The sequence below is a fragment of the Streptococcus sp. NPS 308 genome, assembly GCF_002355895.1.
Taxonomy (GTDB): domain Bacteria; phylum Bacillota; class Bacilli; order Lactobacillales; family Streptococcaceae; genus Streptococcus.
Genome location: NZ_AP017652.1, coordinates 371,989 through 391,294 on the forward strand (window position 1 = coordinate 371,989; position 19,306 = coordinate 391,294).

The 19,306-nt window shown below is 41.8% G+C and carries 20 protein-coding genes; all 20 read left to right on the forward strand.

What is annotated here, in order from left to right; translation table 11 throughout:
- The first annotated feature begins 37 nt into the window (after positions 1–37).
- The 20 genes from ccrZ (at position 38) to SNAG_RS02125 (ending at position 19,217) form a co-directional block, all read left to right on the forward strand.
- Positions 38–832: a cell cycle regulator CcrZ gene (gene ccrZ / locus SNAG_RS02030; RefSeq protein WP_096406096.1), complete on the forward strand. Its 795-nt coding sequence runs from the start codon at positions 38–40 to the stop codon at positions 830–832.
- Positions 829–1,464: a tRNA (guanosine(46)-N7)-methyltransferase TrmB gene (trmB, locus tag SNAG_RS02035; RefSeq protein ID WP_096406098.1), complete on the forward strand. Its 636-nt coding sequence runs from the start codon at positions 829–831 to the stop codon at positions 1,462–1,464. Before ccrZ ends, trmB begins: the two co-directional genes overlap by 4 nt.
- A gap of 126 nt (positions 1,465–1,590) precedes the next feature.
- Positions 1,591–2,070: a ribosome maturation factor RimP gene (gene rimP / locus SNAG_RS02040; protein ID WP_096406101.1), complete on the forward strand. Its 480-nt coding sequence runs from the start codon at positions 1,591–1,593 to the stop codon at positions 2,068–2,070.
- A 42-nt stretch (positions 2,071–2,112) separates the two neighbouring features.
- Positions 2,113–3,249, forward strand: a complete 1,137-nt coding sequence (gene nusA / locus SNAG_RS02045; RefSeq protein WP_084976039.1) for a transcription termination factor NusA — start codon at positions 2,113–2,115, stop codon at positions 3,247–3,249.
- A gap of 21 nt (positions 3,250–3,270) precedes the next feature.
- A complete protein-coding gene (gene rnpM, locus SNAG_RS02050) occupies positions 3,271–3,564 on the forward strand; it encodes an RNase P modulator RnpM (RefSeq protein WP_096406104.1) in 294 nt (97 codons plus the stop codon).
- Positions 3,557–3,856: a YlxQ-related RNA-binding protein gene (locus SNAG_RS02055; protein ID WP_001041396.1), complete on the forward strand. Its 300-nt coding sequence runs from the start codon at positions 3,557–3,559 to the stop codon at positions 3,854–3,856. Before rnpM ends, SNAG_RS02055 begins: the two co-directional genes overlap by 8 nt.
- 16 nt (positions 3,857–3,872) lie before the next feature.
- Entirely contained in the window at positions 3,873–6,659 is a 2,787-nt protein-coding gene (gene infB, locus SNAG_RS02060; RefSeq protein ID WP_096406106.1) for a translation initiation factor IF-2, read from the forward strand.
- Positions 6,660–6,909: 250 nt separating this feature from the next.
- Positions 6,910–7,260 (forward strand): 30S ribosome-binding factor RbfA, encoded by a 351-nt coding sequence (gene rbfA, locus SNAG_RS02065; RefSeq protein WP_084944015.1) that lies wholly within the window; start codon positions 6,910–6,912, stop codon positions 7,258–7,260.
- Between the two features lie 150 nt (positions 7,261–7,410).
- A complete protein-coding gene (locus SNAG_RS02070) occupies positions 7,411–8,190 on the forward strand; it encodes a hypothetical protein (protein ID WP_096406109.1) in 780 nt (259 codons plus the stop codon).
- 1 nt (position 8,191) lies between these two features.
- On the forward strand, positions 8,192–8,374 hold the full coding sequence (locus tag SNAG_RS02075; RefSeq protein WP_049550479.1) for a hypothetical protein: 183 nt from the start codon (positions 8,192–8,194) through the stop codon (positions 8,372–8,374).
- A gap of 108 nt (positions 8,375–8,482) precedes the next feature.
- Positions 8,483–8,716 carry a DUF1858 domain-containing protein gene (locus SNAG_RS02080; protein ID WP_000368739.1) on the forward strand — a complete coding sequence of 78 codons (234 nt, stop codon included), beginning with the start codon at positions 8,483–8,485 and terminating at the stop codon, positions 8,714–8,716.
- Complete coding sequence (locus SNAG_RS02085; RefSeq protein WP_096406111.1) at positions 8,716–10,050, forward strand: DUF438 domain-containing protein; 1,335 nt, start codon at positions 8,716–8,718, stop codon at positions 10,048–10,050. Before SNAG_RS02080 ends, SNAG_RS02085 begins: the two co-directional genes overlap by 1 nt.
- Before the next feature lie 9 nt (positions 10,051–10,059).
- The gene (locus SNAG_RS02090; protein ID WP_096406114.1) at positions 10,060–10,314 is read left to right on the forward strand and encodes a DUF1912 family protein; all 255 of its coding nucleotides are present in this window, start codon (positions 10,060–10,062) and stop codon (positions 10,312–10,314) included.
- A 97-nt stretch (positions 10,315–10,411) separates the two neighbouring features.
- A complete protein-coding gene (locus SNAG_RS02095; RefSeq protein WP_042902047.1) occupies positions 10,412–10,807 on the forward strand; it encodes a helix-hairpin-helix domain-containing protein in 396 nt (131 codons plus the stop codon).
- Between the two features lie 277 nt (positions 10,808–11,084).
- Positions 11,085–11,648 carry a GNAT family N-acetyltransferase gene (locus SNAG_RS02100; RefSeq protein WP_096406116.1) on the forward strand — a complete coding sequence of 188 codons (564 nt, stop codon included), beginning with the start codon at positions 11,085–11,087 and terminating at the stop codon, positions 11,646–11,648.
- Between the two features lie 64 nt (positions 11,649–11,712).
- Positions 11,713–12,768: a hypothetical protein gene (locus SNAG_RS02105; protein ID WP_096406119.1), complete on the forward strand. Its 1,056-nt coding sequence runs from the start codon at positions 11,713–11,715 to the stop codon at positions 12,766–12,768.
- Between the two features lie 12 nt (positions 12,769–12,780).
- Entirely contained in the window at positions 12,781–15,432 is a 2,652-nt protein-coding gene (locus tag SNAG_RS02110; RefSeq protein ID WP_096406122.1) for a valine--tRNA ligase, read from the forward strand.
- 42 nt (positions 15,433–15,474) lie between these two features.
- Positions 15,475–16,299 (forward strand): hypothetical protein, encoded by an 825-nt coding sequence (locus SNAG_RS02115; protein WP_096406125.1) that lies wholly within the window; start codon positions 15,475–15,477, stop codon positions 16,297–16,299.
- Between the two features lie 402 nt (positions 16,300–16,701).
- Positions 16,702–17,292 (forward strand): DNA-directed RNA polymerase subunit delta, encoded by a 591-nt coding sequence (gene rpoE, locus SNAG_RS02120; protein WP_000418415.1) that lies wholly within the window; start codon positions 16,702–16,704, stop codon positions 17,290–17,292.
- 317 nt (positions 17,293–17,609) lie between these two features.
- Entirely contained in the window at positions 17,610–19,217 is a 1,608-nt protein-coding gene (locus SNAG_RS02125) for a CTP synthase (RefSeq protein ID WP_096406127.1), read from the forward strand.
- The last annotated feature ends 89 nt before the right edge of the window (positions 19,218–19,306 follow it).

Consider the following 19,306-nt stretch of genomic DNA (forward strand, 5'->3'; position numbering starts at 1 on the left):
AGTAGAATAGTAAGGAAACTTTATACGGAGGAAAGAAATGGACTTGGGTGATATTGAGCTAACGCTGACCCCGATACCAGGGAAGAGCGGCAAGGCTTATATGGGAAGCTACCCTGATGGGAAGCGCGTCTTTGTAAAAATGAACACCTCTCCAATCCTACCTGGCCTAGCCAGAGAACAAATCGCTCCTCAATTACTATGGACTCGTCGTTTAGCGGATGGTCGTGATATGTGTGCCCAAGAATGGTTGACGGGCAAAATCTTGACTCCCTACGATATGAATCGCAAACAAATTATTACAATCTTGAACCGTCTTCACCGCTCGCGTCCCTTGATGAAGCAGTTGAGTCGTTTGGGATATACCATGGAAAAACCGGTTGATTTATTGCGTTCTTGGCAACAAGAAGTACCAGAAATCTTGCAACAGAATCACTACTTGAATAGTGTGATTGCTGAGCTAGGTAAGACGGTTCCAAGTTTTAGAGAAGACCATGCAACGATTGTGCATGGGGATCTTCGCCATAGTAATTGGATTGAGACAGAGAGTGGACTCGTTTATCTAGTGGATTGGGATTCGGTTCGTCTGACGGATCGTATGTTTGATGTGGCGCATTTGCTATGCCACTACATTCCAGATCATCAGTGGCGTCAATGGTTGAGAGACTACGGCTATAAGTACAATCAGACAGTGTTAGATAAATTGTACTGGTATGGTCAGTATTCTTACTTGAACCAGATTGCCAAATACTGTGAAAATCAAGATTTAGACAATGTAAACCGGGAGATTTATGCCTTGCGTGTCTTCCGTGACAAGTATGGAAAGAAGAGATGAGAGTTAGAAATCGTAAAGGGGCGACAGAGTTACTAGAGGCTAATCCCCAGTATGTTGTCCTCAATCCCTTGGAAGCAAAAGGGAAATGGCGAGACTTGTTTGGAAATGATCATCCGATTCATGTTGAGGTTGGAAGTGGAAAAGGAGCCTTCGTATCAGGAATGGCCAAACAAAACCCTAACATCAACTATATCGGGATTGATATCCAAAAGTCGGTGTTAAGTTATGCCTTGGATAAGGTATTAGAAGTTGGAGTGCCCAATATCAAGTTGTTGTGGGTAGATGGTTCAGATTTGACAGACTACTTTGAAGACGGTGAGATTGATCGTCTCTACCTAAACTTTTCTGATCCCTGGCCTAAAAAACGCCATGAAAAACGTCGTTTGACCTACAAGAGTTTCTTGGATACCTTTAAGCGTATCTTGCCTGAGAATGGGGAAATCCATTTCAAGACAGATAACCGTGGCTTGTTTGAGTACAGCCTGGTGAGTTTTTCTCAGTATGGGATGAAACTGAACGGAGTTTGGTTGGACTTACATGCCAGTGATTTTGAAGGCAATGTCATGACGGAATATGAGCAAAAATTCTCCAACAAGGGTCAAGTGATCTACCGAGTTGAGGCAGAATTTTAAGAAATAGCTTAAAAACCAGCCGTTTGAGTGCTTATACTTTACATAAATTGACAAACGTGCTATACTGATAGTAAGAATATGAGAAAGAGAGGCGGGGAAATATCTTCGCCTCTTGCTTATGAGGAGGTGGACGCAATCGCAACAATCGTAGAATTAGTCAGAGAAGTTGTAGAACCTGTCATCCAAACGCCTTTCGAACTCGTGGATATCGAGTATGGAAAGATTGGCAGTGACATGATTCTCAGTATTTTTGTAGATAAACCTGAAGGAATTACCTTGAACGACACGGCAGACCTGACAGAAATTATCAGTCCTGTTCTAGACACCATCAAGCCTGATCCCTTCCCAGAACAATATTTCCTAGAAATCACCAGTCCAGGCTTGGAACGTCCTTTGAAAACCAAGGATGCCGTCGCTGGAGCAGTTGGAAAATACATCCATGTCGGGCTCTATCAAGCCATCGATAAGCAAAAAGTCTTTGAAGGAACCTTGCTGTCCTTTGAAGAGGATGAGTTGACTATGGAGTATATGGACAAGACACGTAAGAAAACCGTCCAAATTCCATACAGTTTAGTATCAAAAGCACGTTTAGCAGTAAAACTATAGAAAAGAAAGGATAGCTTTTGAGAATTCAAAAGTGAAGAAAACATGAGTAAAGAAATGCTAGAGGCCTTCCGCATTTTGGAAGAAGACAAGGGAATCAAAAAAGAAGACATCATCGACGCAGTAGTAGAGTCGCTTCGTTCCGCTTATCGCAGACGTTATGGTCAATCTGATAGCGTAGCCATCGACTTTAACGAAAAAACAGGTGACTTTACAGTTTATACTGTCCGTGAAGTTGTAGACGAAGTATTTGATAGCCGTTTGGAAATCAGCTTGAAAGATGCCCTTGCCATTAATTCAGCCTATGAGCTTGGTGACAAGATCAAGTTTGAAGAAGCACCAGCTGAGTTTGGTCGTGTAGCAGCCCAGTCTGCAAAACAAACCATCATGGAAAAAATGCGCAAGCAAACACGTGCCATCACTTATAATACTTACAAAGAACATGAGCAAGAAATCATGTCTGGTACAGTAGAACGCTTTGACAACCGCTTTATTTATGTCAATCTTGGCAGCATCGAAGCCCAATTGTCCAAACAAGACCAAATCCCTGGAGAAGTTTTTGCTTCCCACGACCGTATCGAAGTCTACGTTTACAAGGTTGAAGACAATCCTCGTGGTGTCAACGTCTTTGTTAGCCGTAGCCATCCAGAGATGATTAAGCGTTTGATGGAGCAAGAAATTCCAGAAGTTTACGATGGAACTGTTGAAATCATGAGTGTGGCCCGTGAAGCAGGTGACCGTACCAAGGTTGCTGTTCGTAGCCACAATCCAAACGTGGACGCTATCGGGACAATCGTTGGGCGTGGTGGTGCCAATATCAAGAAAATCACCAGCAAGTTCCACCCAGCTCGCTACGACGCTAAGAGCGACCGTATGATTCCTGTAGAAGAGAACATTGACGTTATCGAGTGGGTAGCAGATCCAGCTGAGTTTATCTACAATGCCATCGCACCTGCAGAGGTTGACCAAGTTATCTTTGATGAAAACGACAGCAAACGTGCCTTGGTCGTTGTACCTGATAACAAGCTTTCTCTTGCTATCGGTCGTCGTGGACAAAACGTTCGCTTGGCAGCTCACTTGACGGGTTACCGTATCGATATCAAGTCTGCCAGTGAGTTTGAAGCTATGGAAGAAGCAGGTCAAATTGATTACGCAGTTGCGGATGAATTGATCGAAGAATAAAAGCTGCTAGAGGAGGGAAAGATGAAAACAAGAAAAATCCCTTTGCGCAAGTCTGTTGTTTCCAACGATGTGATTGACAAGCGAGATTTACTTCGTATTGTCAAGAACAAAGAAGGACAGGTCTTTATCGATCCGACAGGCAAGGCCAATGGCCGGGGCGCTTATATCAAGCTAGACAATGCAGAAGCCCTAGAGGCTAAAAAGAAAAAAGTCTTTAACCGTAGCTTTAACATGGAAGTTGAAGAAAGCTTTTATGACGAGTTGATCGCCTATGTGGATCACAAAGTGAAAAGAAGAGAGTTAGGACTTGAATAAGCAAAAGATAAGCAATCTCTTGGGACTGGCTCAACGAGCAGGCAGGATCATATCGGGTGAGGAATTGGTGGTCAAGGCCATTCAAGACCAGAAAGCCAAGCTAGTCTTTCTAGCCCATGATGCTGGCCCCAATCTAACCAAGAAGATTCAAGATAAAAGTGACTATTATCAAGTAGAAGTTATAACCGTGTTTTCAACACTGGAATTAAGCATAGCAGTCGGGAAATCGAGAAAGGTTTTGGCTGTGACAGATGCTGGATTTACAAAGAAAATGAGGTCTCTTATGGAATAGAAGAGGAGGACATGATTTGTCTAAGAAAAGATTGTACGAAATCGCAAAAGAACTTGGAAAAGAAAGTAAAGAAGTTGTAGCGCGTGCAAAAGAGTTGGGCTTGGATGTGAAAAGCCACTCATCGAGCGTGGAAGCTGCTGCTGCTGAGCAAATCGCGGCTAGCTTTAAACCTGCACCTGCTCCTAAGGCAGAAGCAAAACCTGCAGCACCAAAAGCAAGTGTAGAAAAGAAAGCAGAAAAGCCTGTATCAGCTAAACCAGTAGCCGCTAAGGAAGAAAGTAAACCAGCTGCACCTGCAGCTCCTAAGGAAGACAAAGTAGTGGCCGCAAGACCACAAAGTCGAAACTTCAAGGCGGAGCGTGAGGCGCGTGCCAAAGAGCAGGCAGAGCGACGCAAACAAAACAAGGGCAACAACCGTGACCAACAACAAAATGGTAACCGTCAGAAAAATGACGGCCGTAATGGTGGCAAACCTGGTCAAGGGAACCGCGACAATCGCCGATTTAACGACCAAGGGAAAAAATCACAAGGTCAAGGAAATCGTGGCAATGATCGCCGTCAGCAACAAGACTTCCAGCCAAAACCAGCTGGACCACGTGTTGACTTTAAAGCCCGTGCGGCAGCCCTAAAAGCAGAGCAAAATGCAGAGTACGCACGCTCAAGCGAGGAGCGCTTCAAACAATCGCAAGCTGCTAAAGAAGCTTTGGCTCAAGCTAATAAACGCAAGGAACCTGAGGAGATCTTTGAGGAAGCCGCTAAGTTAGCTGAACAAACGCAGCCAGCCGTAGCAGTAGCTCCTGTAGCGAAAGAAGCGCCAGTGGATACACGTCGTAAAAAACAAGCTCGACCAGACAAAGAACGTGACGATTATGATCACGAAGAAGATGGTCCTAGAAAACAACAAAAGAATCGAAGTAGTCAGAATCAAGTGAGAAATCAAAGAAATAGTAACTGGAATAATAATAAAAAGAATAAAAAAGGCAACAAGCAAAATAACCGCAATCAGGCACCAAAACCTGTTACAGAACGTAAGTTCCATGAATTGCCAAGCGAATTTGAATATACAGATGGTATGACTGTTGCGGAAATCGCAAAACGTATCAAACGTGAACCAGCTGAAATCGTTAAGAAACTCTTTATGATGGGTGTTATGGCCACACAAAACCAATCTTTGGATGGTGACACCATTGAACTCCTATTGGTAGATTATGGTATCGAAGCCAAACAAAAGGTTGAAGTGGACAATGCGGACATCGAACGTTTCTTCGTCGAAGATGGTTATCTCAATGAAGATGAATTGGTTGAGCGTCCACCAGTTGTGACGATCATGGGACACGTTGACCATGGTAAAACTACCCTTCTAGATACCCTTCGTAACTCTCGTGTTGCGACAGGTGAAGCAGGTGGGATCACTCAGCATATCGGTGCCTACCAAATCGTGGAAAACGGCAAGAAGATTACCTTCCTTGATACACCAGGACACGCGGCCTTTACATCGATGCGTGCTCGTGGTGCATCTGTTACCGATATTACCATCTTGGTTGTAGCGGCAGACGACGGGGTTATGCCTCAAACTATCGAAGCTATCAACCACTCAAAAGCGGCCAACGTTCCAATCATCGTTGCTATCAACAAGATTGATAAACCAGGTGCCAATCCAGAACGCGTTATCGGTGAATTGGCAGAACACGGTGTCATGTCAACTGCTTGGGGTGGAGATTCTGAGTTTGTCGAAATTTCAGCTAAGTTCAACCAAAATATCGATGAACTCTTGGAAACAGTCCTTCTTGTGGCTGAAATCCAAGAACTCAAGGCAGACCCAACAGTGCGTGCTATCGGTACCGTTATCGAAGCGCGCTTGGATAAAGGAAAAGGTGCGGTCGCAACTCTTCTTGTGCAACAAGGTACCTTGAATGTCCAAGACCCAATCGTTGTCGGAAATACCTTCGGTCGTGTCCGTGCCATGACCAATGACCTTGGTCGTCGTGTTAAGGTTGCAGGTCCATCAACACCAGTTTCTATCACAGGTTTGAACGAAGCGCCAATGGCGGGTGACCACTTTGCCGTTTACGAAGATGAAAAATCTGCGCGTGCAGCAGGTGAAGAACGTGCCAAACGTGCTCTTATGAAACAACGTCAAGCTACCCAACGTGTCAGCCTTGAAAACCTCTTCGATACGCTTAAAGCGGGTGAACTCAAGTCTGTTAACGTTATCATCAAGGCCGACGTACAAGGTTCGGTTGAAGCCCTTTCTGCCTCACTTCAAAAGATCGATGTAGAAGGTGTAAAAGTTACCATCGTTCACTCAGCAGTCGGTGCCATCAATGAATCTGACGTGACTCTTGCGGAAGCTTCAAATGCCTTTATCATCGGTTTCAACGTACGTCCTACACCACAAGCTCGTCAACAAGCAGATGCTGACGATGTAGAAATCCGTCTCCACAGCATTATCTACAAGGTTATCGAAGAGATGGAAGAAGCTATGAAAGGGATGTTGGATCCTGAATTCGAAGAAAAAGTCATCGGTGAAGCTCTTATCCGAGAAACCTTCAAGGTATCTAAAGTGGGAACCATCGGTGGATTCATGGTTATCAACGGTAAGGTTACCCGTGACTCTAAAGTTCGTGTTATCCGTGACGGTGTCGTTATCTATGACGGCGAACTTGCAAGCTTGAAACACTACAAAGACGACGTCAAAGAAGTTACAAACGGTCGTGAAGGTGGATTGATGATTGATGGCTACAATGATATCAAGATGGATGATGTGATTGAGGCCTACATCATGGAAGAAATCAAACGTTAAGATTTTTGCTCCTTTCTTAGGTGGCGAGGGACGCAAGCAAACCAATGGTTTCATTGCTTATTTTTGAGCCTAGGGTCTCAAAAATCCCCTGTGATGGGACTGATAAATCAGTTCCATCACTTTCACCACAGCGAAAGAAGCGGATGAGTTCAAATTGCACTTCGTTTCAATTTGAACTGAAAAACAATAAATTTAAAAATAGCTAGGTCTGCTGGCCTAGCTTTTGGTTCAAAGTAGAGAAAGGAATATCATGGCAAATCATTTCCGTACGGATCGTGTGGGCATGGAAATCAAGCGTGAAGTCAATGAGATTTTGCAAAAGAAGGTCCGTGATCCCCGTGTCCAAGGTGTGACCATCACAGATGTTCAGATGCTGGGTGACCTATCCGTTGCCAAGGTTTACTACACCATTTTGAGTAACCTTGCTTCGGATAACCAAAAAGCTCAAATCGGGCTTGAAAAAGCAACTGGTACTATCAAACGTGAACTTGGTCGCAATTTGAAATTGTACAAAATCCCAGATTTGATCTTCGTCAAAGACGAATCCATCGAATATGGAAACAAGATTGACGAGATGCTACGCAATCTGGATAAGAACTAAGAAAGGGGGGCAACCCTCTTTTTTGTTGCCAGAGTAGGATCATTGCTATTTGACGATGTATCTATCTAATAAAAATCGGTTTAAAAAATTTGTATATTTCAAATAGTATGATATGATAAAGCTTGATATAAATGAAAAACGGAGAGATATATGGCTAAACAAGATATAGCTATGCAAGTATTGCAACAAGTGGTAAAACTTCCTGTAGTCAAGGTTGATCGAGAGAAATTTTTGGTGGAAAAGTTTTCCAAGGAATTAGACCGTAAGGATATTGCAACCTTATTAGAACAAGGGCCGACTTCTTTGTTACCTCAGGAAAGCTTGGACCGAGTGGCAAAGACCTGTATTAAGGACAATGTCTTACTGGCCAGCGGCACTTCGGTATTGGCAGGTCTACCTGGAGGCCTAGCCATGGCAATTACCATTCCAACAGATGTAGCCCAGTTTTACGCTTTCTCATTAAAATTAGCTCAGGAACTAGGGTATATTTACGGATTTGATGATCTCTGGGCATCGCGCAATGAGTTAAGCGAGGAAGCTAAAAACACACTCCTACTGTATCTCGGTGTGATGCTGGGAGTAAATGGTGCAGGTGCTCTGCTTCGATCAGGCGGTGTGACAGTAGCCAAGCAAGTCATAAAAGTAGTAAATAAGAAAGCCTTGACAAAGACGCTCTGGTATCCTATCTTAGAGAAAATTTTGAAAATTTTTGGTGTTAATCTGACAAAAGGAGGTTTAGCCAAAGGAATGGGGAAAGTGATTCCTATCCTAGGCGGAGTCATTTCTGGTGGCCTAACCTTTGCGACCATGAAGCCAATGGGAGAAAGATTGCAACAGGAATTGTCCAAACTAGTCAACTACAATGAAGTTCAATATCAAAAAGACGTTGATATTATCCGAAAAGAAGTCGAAATCATCGAAGGAGAGTAATATGGGCTTCATTAAAATTCTAGCCAAGACTTACGGGAATTACTTTTTTACGATGCAGGGTTTAAAAGTGATGAAAACAATGAAAAAAGATGACAATCTTGTTGTTGGTCTAGGAAAGTTATTTCTTGTAGATAAGTTAATGGATACGGCTCACTGGTTAGCAAAACCAGATGATAAGGAATAACTTGAAATGAAAGAAACTAGCAGGAACTCCGCTGCTAGTTTTTTAATCTCTTCCCATGTGGTATAATATAAGCAGTAAAATCATTTTAGAACATACATGGAGGTCGTCATGGATAATATCATTGATGTGTCAATTCCCGTTGCAGAAGTGGTAGACAAGCACCCAGAAGTTTTGGAAATCCTAGTGGAGCTCGGTTTTAAGCCCCTTGCTAATCCCTTGATGCGCAACACCGTTGGTCGCAAGGTATCGCTCAAGCAGGGGTCTAAGCTTGAAGGAACTCCTATGGACAAGATTGTCCGCACGCTAGAAGCAAATGGCTACGAAGTGATTGGATTAGACTAATGGCAGATGAACGGATTCATATCCTACGGGATATTTTGTTAGAATTGCACAATGGTGCCTCTCCTGAGTCAGTTCAGGAGCGTTTTGATGCGACCTTTACAGGTGTGTCAGCCATCGAGATTTCCCTCATGGAGCACGAGTTGATGAACTCAGACTCAGGTGTCACCTTTGAAGATGTCATGGAACTCTGTGATGTCCATGCCAATCTTTTTAAAAATGCAGTTAAGGGTGTCGAAGTTGCAGATACCGAGCACCCAGGCCACCCCGTTCGCGTCTTCAAGGATGAAAATCTGGCTCTCCGTGCTGCCTTGATTCGCATTCGGAGATTGTTGGATACCTATGAGACTATGGAAGACGAGGAAATGCTGGCAGAGATGCGCAAGGGTTTGGTCCGTCAAATGGGGCTTTTGGGGCAATTTGACATCCACTACCAGCGCAAGGAAGAGCTCTTTTTCCCCATCATGGAGCGCTATGGACACGATTCACCTCCTAAGGTCATGTGGGGAGTGGATGATCAGATCAGGGAACTTTTTCAGACAGCTCTAGCGACAGCCAAGTCACTACCAGAAGTGGCGATTTCCACTGTAAAGGAAGCTTTTGAAGCTTTTGCGACAGAGTTTGAAAGTATGATTTTCAAGGAAGAGTCCATCCTTCTCATGATTCTCCTCGAGTCTTTCACTCAGGATGACTGGCTTCAGATTGCGGAGGAGAGCGATGCATATGGCTATGCCATCATCCGTCCGTCTGAGAAATGGGTTCCAGAACGCCAGAGTTTCCTTGAGGAAAAGAGTGCAGAGGAACCTGTTCAACTAGACACGGCTGAAGGTCAAGTCCAACAAGTTATCGATACGCCAGAAGGTCAGTTCACCATTACCTTTACCCCTAAGGAAAAGGAAGCAGTGCTGGACCGCCATAGTCAACAGGCTTTTGGCAATGGCTATCTCTCGGTCGAGCAGGCCAATCTCATCCTCAATCACCTTCCCATGGAGATTACCTTTGTCAATAAAGACGATATTTTCCAGTATTACAATGATAATACGCCAGCTGATGAGATGATTTTCAAACGGACGCCGTCCCAAGTCGGACGCAATGTCGAGTTATGTCATCCTCCAAAATATTTGGAGAAAGTCAAAGCCATCATGCAAGGTCTTCGTGAAGGGGTTAAGGATAAGTATGAAATGTGGTTCAAGTCTGAGTCGCGAGGCAAGTTTGTCCACATCACCTACGCTGCAGTACACGATGAGAACGGAGAATTTCAAGGTGTGCTGGAGTATGTTCAGGACATCCAACCCTATCGTGAGATTGATACGGACTACTTCCGTGGATTAGAATAAGGAGAATCAATGAGTTACGAACAAGAATTTATGAAGGAATTTGAAACCTGGGTCAATACCCAGATCATGATCAACGACATGGCGCACAAGGAAAGTCAAAAAGTCTACGAAGAAGACCAAGATGAACGTGCCAAAGATGCCATGATTCGCTACGAGAGCCGCTTGGATGCCTACCAGTTTTTGCTGGGTAAGTTTGAAAACTTCAAAGCAGGCAAGGGATTTCATGATCTGCCAGAAGGATTGTTTGGTGAACAAAACTATTAAAATTCAGATACTTTCTTGATTTTTTGCCAAAATCTTGATAGAATATCTTTATTAAATCCTTGTCAGAGCAGGGATTTTTTATTGAAAGGATTTTATCATGTCAAAGAAACTCCAACGTAAAAAACAATTGCGAAATAGCCTTCGTCGTTCAGGTGCATTTTCAACTACAGTGACCAAGGTTGTAGAAGAGACAAAGAAAGTCGTGAAACATGCGGAAAAATCTGCCAGCCAAGCAGGAAAAGTTGTCTCTAAAAAAGTGGAACAAGCAGTAGAAGCGACCAAGGAACAAGCACAAAAAGTGGCGAATTCAGTAGAAGATTTCGCAGCTACTTTGGGTGGCCTCTCAGTAGATCGCGCTAAGACTTTTTATGATGAAGGGATCAAGTCAGCTTCTGACTTCAAAAACTGGACAGAAAAAGAACTCCTTGCCTTGAAAGGAATCGGACCAGCTACAATTAAGAAATTAAAAGAACACGGAATCAGCTTCAAGTAATCTTTCTTGTCCCTTGCATTTCCGTGAAAAACCTGTTACAATAAAGCCATTAGAGGTGTTTTGAATCCCACATTTTACAGAAAGTGGCGGTGCTGAGAAGTCCACAAATGTGTCAAAACTAGTTGCTGATGGATAAAAAATGAAATAATTTTGTCTTTTTATTATAAAGACTAAAGATGCGGGCTCTGCCCGAAATTGGGTGGTACCGCGGATAAACACATTCGTCCCTGTCATGTAGATGGCAGGGGCATTTTTTTATGGAAAGCGAGGGTTGAAAATGGAGCATGCACAATTACCAGAACGATTAGAAACGGAGCGACTTGTCTTACGAGTTCGTACAGTGGCGGATGCTGAGGATATTCATGCCTACGCTAGTTTGCCAGAGGTCGCCTATCCAGCAGGCTTTCCACCTGTCAAGACCTTGGAAGATGAGATTTATTACCTAGAACATATCCTTCCCGAGCGTAATGAAAAGGATAATCTCCCAGCAGGCTATGGAATTATCGTTAAAGGAACCGATACAATCATTGGTTCTGTCGATTTCCCCCGTCGCTACGAAGACGATGTACTAGAGATTGGCTATATCTTGCACCCAGACTATTGGGGTCGAGGTTATGTACCAGAAGCAGCGCGTGCCTTGATTGACCTAGCGTTTAAAGAACTTGATCTTCACAAGATTGAACTAACTTGCTTTGGCTACAATCTCCAAAGTCAACGAGTCGCAGAAAAACTTGGCTTCACCCTCGAAGCTCGCATCCGAGACAGAAAGGATGTTCAAGGGAACCGCTGTGACAGTCTCATATATGGCTTACTGAAGAGTGAGTGGGAGGTGAAACAGTAGTTAAACCGTTCGAAATTTTTGAACAGTTGAGATATATTGGAGTTAAAATAGGAGGTATTGAAAAATGGAGGTAGGTCATATTATTACTATACTTAGTGGAGCAGGTCTAGGAGCTATAATAAGTGCAATTTTAGTTTTTCTTAATAATAGTAAAAGAAATCAAATTGATTATATTACTAAGGAGAGAGCTGAGTGGCGAAAGCAACTTAAAATAATATTAGAAAATTTAAAGGATAATCAAAAGAAAGATTCTGCACTTATACAGTTAAAAAGCCAGATTAATCCATTTGGAAAAAATATGGATATTAAGTATTCTAAGCCTTATTATATGAAAGATGGTCACATTTGGGATATCTTGGATAATAATGTAATTGATTATGACAGATTGTCTTTGTATATAGCTTTACTCTTGAAATATGATTGGGAACGCTCAAAAAAGGAAATAAAATTCAATCCCTCAACATTGTTAAGAGGAATTATTTGGTTGACATTATTTATTCTATCTATTTATTCTTCAATTATTATATATAATAAAACTAATAATTTAAATAATGATTTATATGTAATACTGTTTATAATATCGATATTGTCAATTATATTTGTATCGTTACAAATATGGGTTACAAACTTAATTAAGTCAGTTCCTTCCAGACATAAAAAAGAGCAAATGTGGATATTCATTGTTTTTTATGCTTTTCCTTATGCGAATACTAGCCTAATTTTATTATTAAATATTCCGTTTTTAAATTCTCAACTTTTTGATATATTTGCACTAATAGGTTTGTTTGTGTACGAATTTTTCTATTTATCAACCATTGAATCATTAGAAGACGATTACGTTAAAGCAGTTGAACGAATTAGTGTCAAACGAAATTCTCATAGTGATAAAGTAAGCGCTGTATACAAATCAATAGATAGATTGGAGAAGAAACTTTATGAATACCCTTATAACCAAAATGATGTTGAGGCGTTGAAAAAAAAGCGTCGAAAATTACAGAAAAAGTTAATAAAAAAACTAAGACCGTCAGTCTTCATATTTCAACCGAATTTATATATTAGATATCGAAAGAAAAAATCTAGGATATCAAAGATTGTCAAATGTTTACTTACAAATACTTAAAGGAGAACACACATGTCTAAAGAACTTTCACCTAAATACAATCCAGCCGAGGTTGAGGCTGGTCGTTACCAAAAATGGCTTGATGCTGATGTTTTCAAGCCTTCAGGCGATAAAAAGGCTAAGCCTTATTCGATCGTTATTCCACCACCAAACGTAACTGGGAAACTCCACCTTGGTCACGCTTGGGATACAACTTTGCAAGATATTATCATCCGTCAAAAACGCATGCAAGGTTTTGATACCCTTTGGCTTCCAGGGATGGACCACGCTGGGATTGCGACTCAAGCTAAGGTTGAGGAGCGCTTGCGTGGTGAGGGCATTACGCGTTATGACCTGGGTCGTGAGAAATTCCTCGACAAAGTCTGGGAATGGAAAGACGAATATGCCACTACCATCAAGGAACAATGGGGCAAGATGGGGCTCTCTGTAGACTACTCTCGCGAGCGTTTCACGCTTGACGAAGGTTTGTCAAAAGCCGTTCGTAAGGTCTTTGTGGACCTATACAAGAAAGGTTGGATCTACCGTGGTGAGTTTATCATCAACTGGGACCCAGCAGCTCGCACAGCCCTTTCTGATATCGAGGTAATCCACAAGGATGTGGAAGGTGCCTTCTACCACATGAATTACATGCTTGAAGACGGATCTCGCGCCCTTGAAGTTGCGACAACTCGTCCTGAGACTATGTTTGGAGACGTTGCCGTTGCGGTCAATCCAGAAGACCCACGCTACAAGGACTTGATTGGTAAAAACGTCATCCTTCCAATCGCTAATAAACTCATCCCAATCGTTGGAGATGAGCACGCGGATCCTGAGTTTGGTACTGGTGTCGTGAAAATCACACCTGCCCACGATCCAAACGACTTCTTGGTTGGTCAACGTCATAACTTGCCACAAGTCAACGTCATGAACGACGACGGAACTATGAACGACTTGGCCTTCGAATTTGCAGGCATGGACCGCTTTGAAGCGCGTAAGGCAGTCGTTGCCAAGTTGGAAGAAATCGGTGCCCTCGTTAAAATCGAAAAACGTGTCCACAGTGTTGGTCACTCAGAGCGTACAGGTGTCGTGGTTGAGCCACGCTTGTCTACCCAATGGTTCGTCAAGATGGACCAATTGGCTAAGAACGCTATTGCCAACCAAGACACAGAGGATAAGGTAGAATTCTACCCACCTCGTTTCAACGATACCTTCCTTCAATGGATGGAAAATGTCCACGACTGGGTAATCTCTCGTCAGCTCTGGTGGGGTCACCAAATCCCTGCTTGGTACAATGCTGAGGGTGAAATATACGTTGGTGAAGAAGCTCCAGAAGGAGACGGATGGACTCAGGACGAAGATGTCTTGGATACTTGGTTCAGTTCTGCCCTTTGGCCATTCTCTACCATGGGCTGGCCGGATGTCGACTCAGAAGACTTTAAACGTTATTATCCAACATCAACTTTGGTGACTGGTTATGATATTATTCCGTTTTGGGTGTCTCGGATGATTTTCCAAGGTTTGGAATTTACTGGCAAGTCACCATTCAAAAATGCCTTGATTCATGGTCTCATTCGTGATGAGCAAGGACGCAAGATGTCGAAATCTCTCGGTAACGGGATTGATCCAATGGATGTTATTGATAAGTACGGAACAGATAGCCTTCGTTGGTTCCTTTCAAACGGTTCTGCACCAGGGCAAGACGTGCGCTTCTCTTACGAGAAAATGGATGCTTCATGGAACTTCATTAACAAGATCTGGAACATCTCTCGCTACATCCTCATGAACAATGAAGGCTTGACTCTTGAGCAAGCAACGGCCAATGTCGAAAAAGTTGTTAACAAGGAAGCTGGAAATGTCACAGACCGCTGGATTCTCCACAACCTCAATGAAACCATCGGAAAAGCAACTGCCAACTTTGATAAGTTTGAATTTGGTGTAGCTGGACACATCCTTTACAACTTCATCTGGGATGAGTTTGCGGACTGGTATGTTGAGTTGACTAAGGAAGTCCTTTATAGCGACAACGAAGAAGAGAAAGTCATCACACGTTCTGTTCTCCTTTATACTTTGGACAAGATCCTTCGTCTCCTTCACCCAATCATGCCATTCGTGACAGAGGAAATCTTTGGACAAATCTCAGAAGGCTCTATCGTCACAGCGACTTACCCAACTGTCAATCCAGCCTTTGAAGACCTTGCGGCTTACACAGGTGTTGAAAGTCTTAAAGACTTGATCCGTGCCGTTCGTAATGCGCGTGCTGAAGTAAACGTAGCACCAAGCAAACCTATCACCATCCTTGTGAAGACAAGCGATAGCAACTTGGAAGCCTTCTTTAACAGCAATGTCAACTACATCAAACGCTTCACAAATCCAGAACACTTGGAAATCGCATCAACTATCCCTGCACCTGAACTTGCTATGTCAAGCGTCATCACAGGAGCAGAAATCTACTTACCACTGGCTGACCTCCTCAATGTCGAAGAAGAACTCGCTCGTCTCGACAAGGAACTGGCTAAATGGCAAAAAGAACTGGATATGGTCGGTAAGAAGCTCTCTAACGAACGCTTCGTAGCCAACGCCAAACCAGAAGTCGTCCAAAAAGAACGCGACAAACAAGCCGACTACCAAGCTAAGTACGACGCGACCGTAGCACGTATTGATGAGATGAAGAAGTTGGTGGGATAAAGCTGGCAACATGTATTTTTTAGAAAAAAGAGAAAAATTTAAATGAATCTTAAAAATGTAGTAGAAATATTGGCCGGTTTTATTACATACGGGATACCTGTTTTATCATTTTTATGGCAAATAAAAAGTGACTTTACTGATAAGAAACAGATAGAATCAATTGTATCTAATTACAATTATCAAAATAATTCAAATTTTGATTTCAAGGACGTAAGTATTCAAAATGGTTATATACAAATTAATAACCCACAGACCATAAATATAGAATTAAAGAATGAACTTGAAAAATTTGAGAAGGAGAGATTAGAAGATAAAAAATTTTTATCAAACAAGTTATACAAAGCATCTCTTTGGATTATTTTAGTTGTTTTTATTTTCAATATAATTAATAACATTTCAAGTGATTTTAAAAATATATCCTCGATTTTGGAAGTAAATATAATAAAAAATAATCTAGTTTTATCGTTTGATACAACTTTAAAGCAAATGTTGTTAATGATTTTAATCTATATTGTTTTAGTAGTTACTAAGTATTTACTAGATAAGCAAAACATTATCAATACTTTAGGATTTACAGTAACTATCTTTTTATATTTATTTACTTATTCAGAGATTAAGCAAGGTTTTATACAGTTTTTGAAGTATCCTATTATTTTATCTAGTCTCTCAGTATTTATTTCTATAATTGTTGCCTTGGTTGTTCTATTCCCATTATTCTTTAGTTTAAATATTTTGATTGTAAGATTACATAGTTTAATTTCAGTATACGATTCTAAAATACAAACAAAACTTGTCAATTCTCTCTCTTCCATAAGTACAGTTATTGCTCCAATACTTATTTTTATAGTAAAAATGGTATTTAGATAATAAGAAACTATTATTTTATGAATTTCTTTTGGGTATTAGTATAACTGAATAATACTTACTAATAAATATGATAGACGTGAATAAAAGATTGAAAAATATAAAATTAGCCGTAATTGCTTTATAAATTAGATTTTCTATTTTTAAATTATCCTTTATGTCGTATTAGAAAGATTAATATTTTAGAAATCAGTTTACTATATAATAAACTCAGGCAATTCATGCCCGTACCAATCCACCAATTGATTCCATCGGCTGGGTAGCGAAGAAATAAAAAGTCCTGTCACTTTCCCCCATTTAACCTTTGACTATTCCGCAAAATTATCGTACAATAAAGAGTACATGATAAAATGAGGTCAGAGTCTGTTTGCTCTGGCGATAGTAGTAAAAATGAGGAGAAACGCTTTGGAATTAGAAGTATTTGCTGGGCAAGAAAAAAGTGAACTATCTATGATTGAGGTAGCGCGTGCTATCTTGGAACTTCGTGGTCGCGATCATGAGATGCATTTTAGCGATCTTGTAAATGAAATTCAAAACTACCTTGGAACATCAAACAGCGATATCCGCGAAGCTTTGCCTTTGTTCTACACAGAGTTGAACTTTGACGGTAGCTTCATCTCTCTTGGAGACAACAAATGGGGTCTTCGTTCATGGTATGGTGTGGACGAAATCGACGAAGAGATCATCGCTCTTGAAGAAAGTGACGACGATGAAGTAGCACCAAAAGCTAAGAAAAAACGCGTCAATGCCTTTATGGATGGCGATTCAGATGCCATTGACTACAATGCAGATGATCCAGAAGACGAAGATGCATACGAAGCAGATCCAGCTCTTTCATACGATGATGAAAATCCAGATGATGAGAAAAATGAAGTGGAAGCTTACGATGCAGAAATTAACGAAATCGCTCCTGATGACTTGGGTGAAGATGTGGATCTTAACGAAGAAGACGACGAGTTTTCTGACGATGACGCTGAAACGAGTGAAGAAGAGTAAAAGACTTCACAGAGGAGATCGTAAGATCTCCTTTTTTTGTTGCTTGAGCAGGTCATCCGTTTGGATGCGGATCTTTAGTTGGTTTTCTGAAAACAATCTCCTTTTTTCACCTTTTACCAATTCGGGTTGACAAATGTTCTGCTTTGAGGTATTATATTGTTCGGGCACCTCTTTTAGAGGTCGGGGCTCCCTAGTTACTAGGGAGCTATTTTTGTTTTTCAGGAAGTTTTTCTTGAAAAGTCGTTATTCATAAGGGTCTTGTTTTCTATCTCCCCTCGTAGTTAACAAGGCCTTGAGCATTTTAGAAAGAGGAATCTATGTCTACGAAATATATTTTTGTAACTGGTGGTGTGGTGTCGTCTATTGGGAAAGGGATTGTGGCAGCAAGTCTCGGGCGTCTCTTGAAAAATCGTGGTCTCAAAGTAACTATTCAGAAGTTTGACCCTTATATCAATATCGACCCGGGAACCATGAGTCCTTACCAGCACGGGGAAGTCTTTGTGACAGATGACGGGGCTGAGACAGATTTGGACTTGGGTCACTATGAACGTTTCATCGATATCAACCTCAACAAATATTCCAACGTGACAACTGGTAAAATCTACAGTGAAGTTCTTCGTAAGGAACGCCGTGGCGAGTACCTTGGGGCAACTGTTCAAGTCATTCCTCATATCACAGATGCTTTGAAAGAAAAAATCAAGCGTGCCGCTCTAACGACTGACTCTGATGTCATTATCACAGAGGTTGGTGGAACCGTTGGGGATATCGAGTCCTTGCCATTTCTAGAGGCTCTTCGTCAGATGAAGGCTGATGTGGGTGCAGATAATGTTATGTATATCCACACAACCTTGCTTCCTTATCTCAAGGCTGCTGGTGAGATGAAGACCAAGCCTACTCAGCATTCTGTAAAAGAATTGCGTAGTTTGGGAATCCAGCCAAATATGTTGGTCATTCGTACAGAAAAACCAGCTGGTCAAGGAATTAAAAATAAACTAGCTCAGTTTTGTGACGTGGCTCCGGAAGCTGTTATCGAATCTTTGGATGTCGAACACCTTTACCAAATTCCATTAAACTTGCAGGCACAAGGTATGGACCAAATTGTCTGTGACCATTTGAAACTAGATGCACCAGCAGCGGATATGACAGAGTGGTCAGCCATGGTGGACAAGGTCATGAACCTGAAAAAACAAGTCAAGATTTCTCTTGTTGGTAAGTATGTGGAGTTGCAAGATGCCTACATCTCAGTGGTTGAAGCCTTGAAACACTCTGGCTATGCCAACGACGCAGAAGTGAAGATTAATTGGATCAATGCCAATGATGTGACAGCAGAGAATGTGGCGGAGCTCTTGTCGGATGCGGACGGAATCATCATACCAGGCGGTTTCGGTCAACGTGGTACGGAAGGGAAAATCCAAGCCATCCGTTATGCGCGTGAGAATGATGTTCCAATGTTGGGTGTCTGCTTGGGAATGCAGTTGACCTGTATCGAGTTTGCTCGTCACGTTTTAGGACTTGAAGGTGCCAATTCTGCAGAACTTGCACCAGAAACAAAATACCCTATCATTGATATCATGCGTGATCAGATTGATGTTGAGGATATGGGTGGGACCCTTCGTTTGGGACTTTATCCATCTAAGTTGAAACGTGGCTCTAAGGCGGCTGCAGCTTATCATGATCAAGAAGTAGTGCAACGTCGTCACCGTCACCGTTATGAGTTTAACAATGCCTTTCGTGAACAGTTTGAGGCAGCAGGCTTTGTCTTTTCAGGAGTTTCTCCTGATAATCGTTTGGTAGAAATCGTTGAAATTCCTGAAAATAAATTCTTTGTGGCTTGTCAGTATCACCCTGAACTTTCCAGCCGTCCAAACCGTCCAGAAGAACTCTACACTGCTTTTGTTACTGCAGCAGTTGAGAACAGCAATTAGTAAAATCAGAACCTTTGAGAACAATCTCAGAGGTTTTTTGCTTGCATATTTAGGATAAGACTTGTAAAAAAACAACATAGTGATATAAT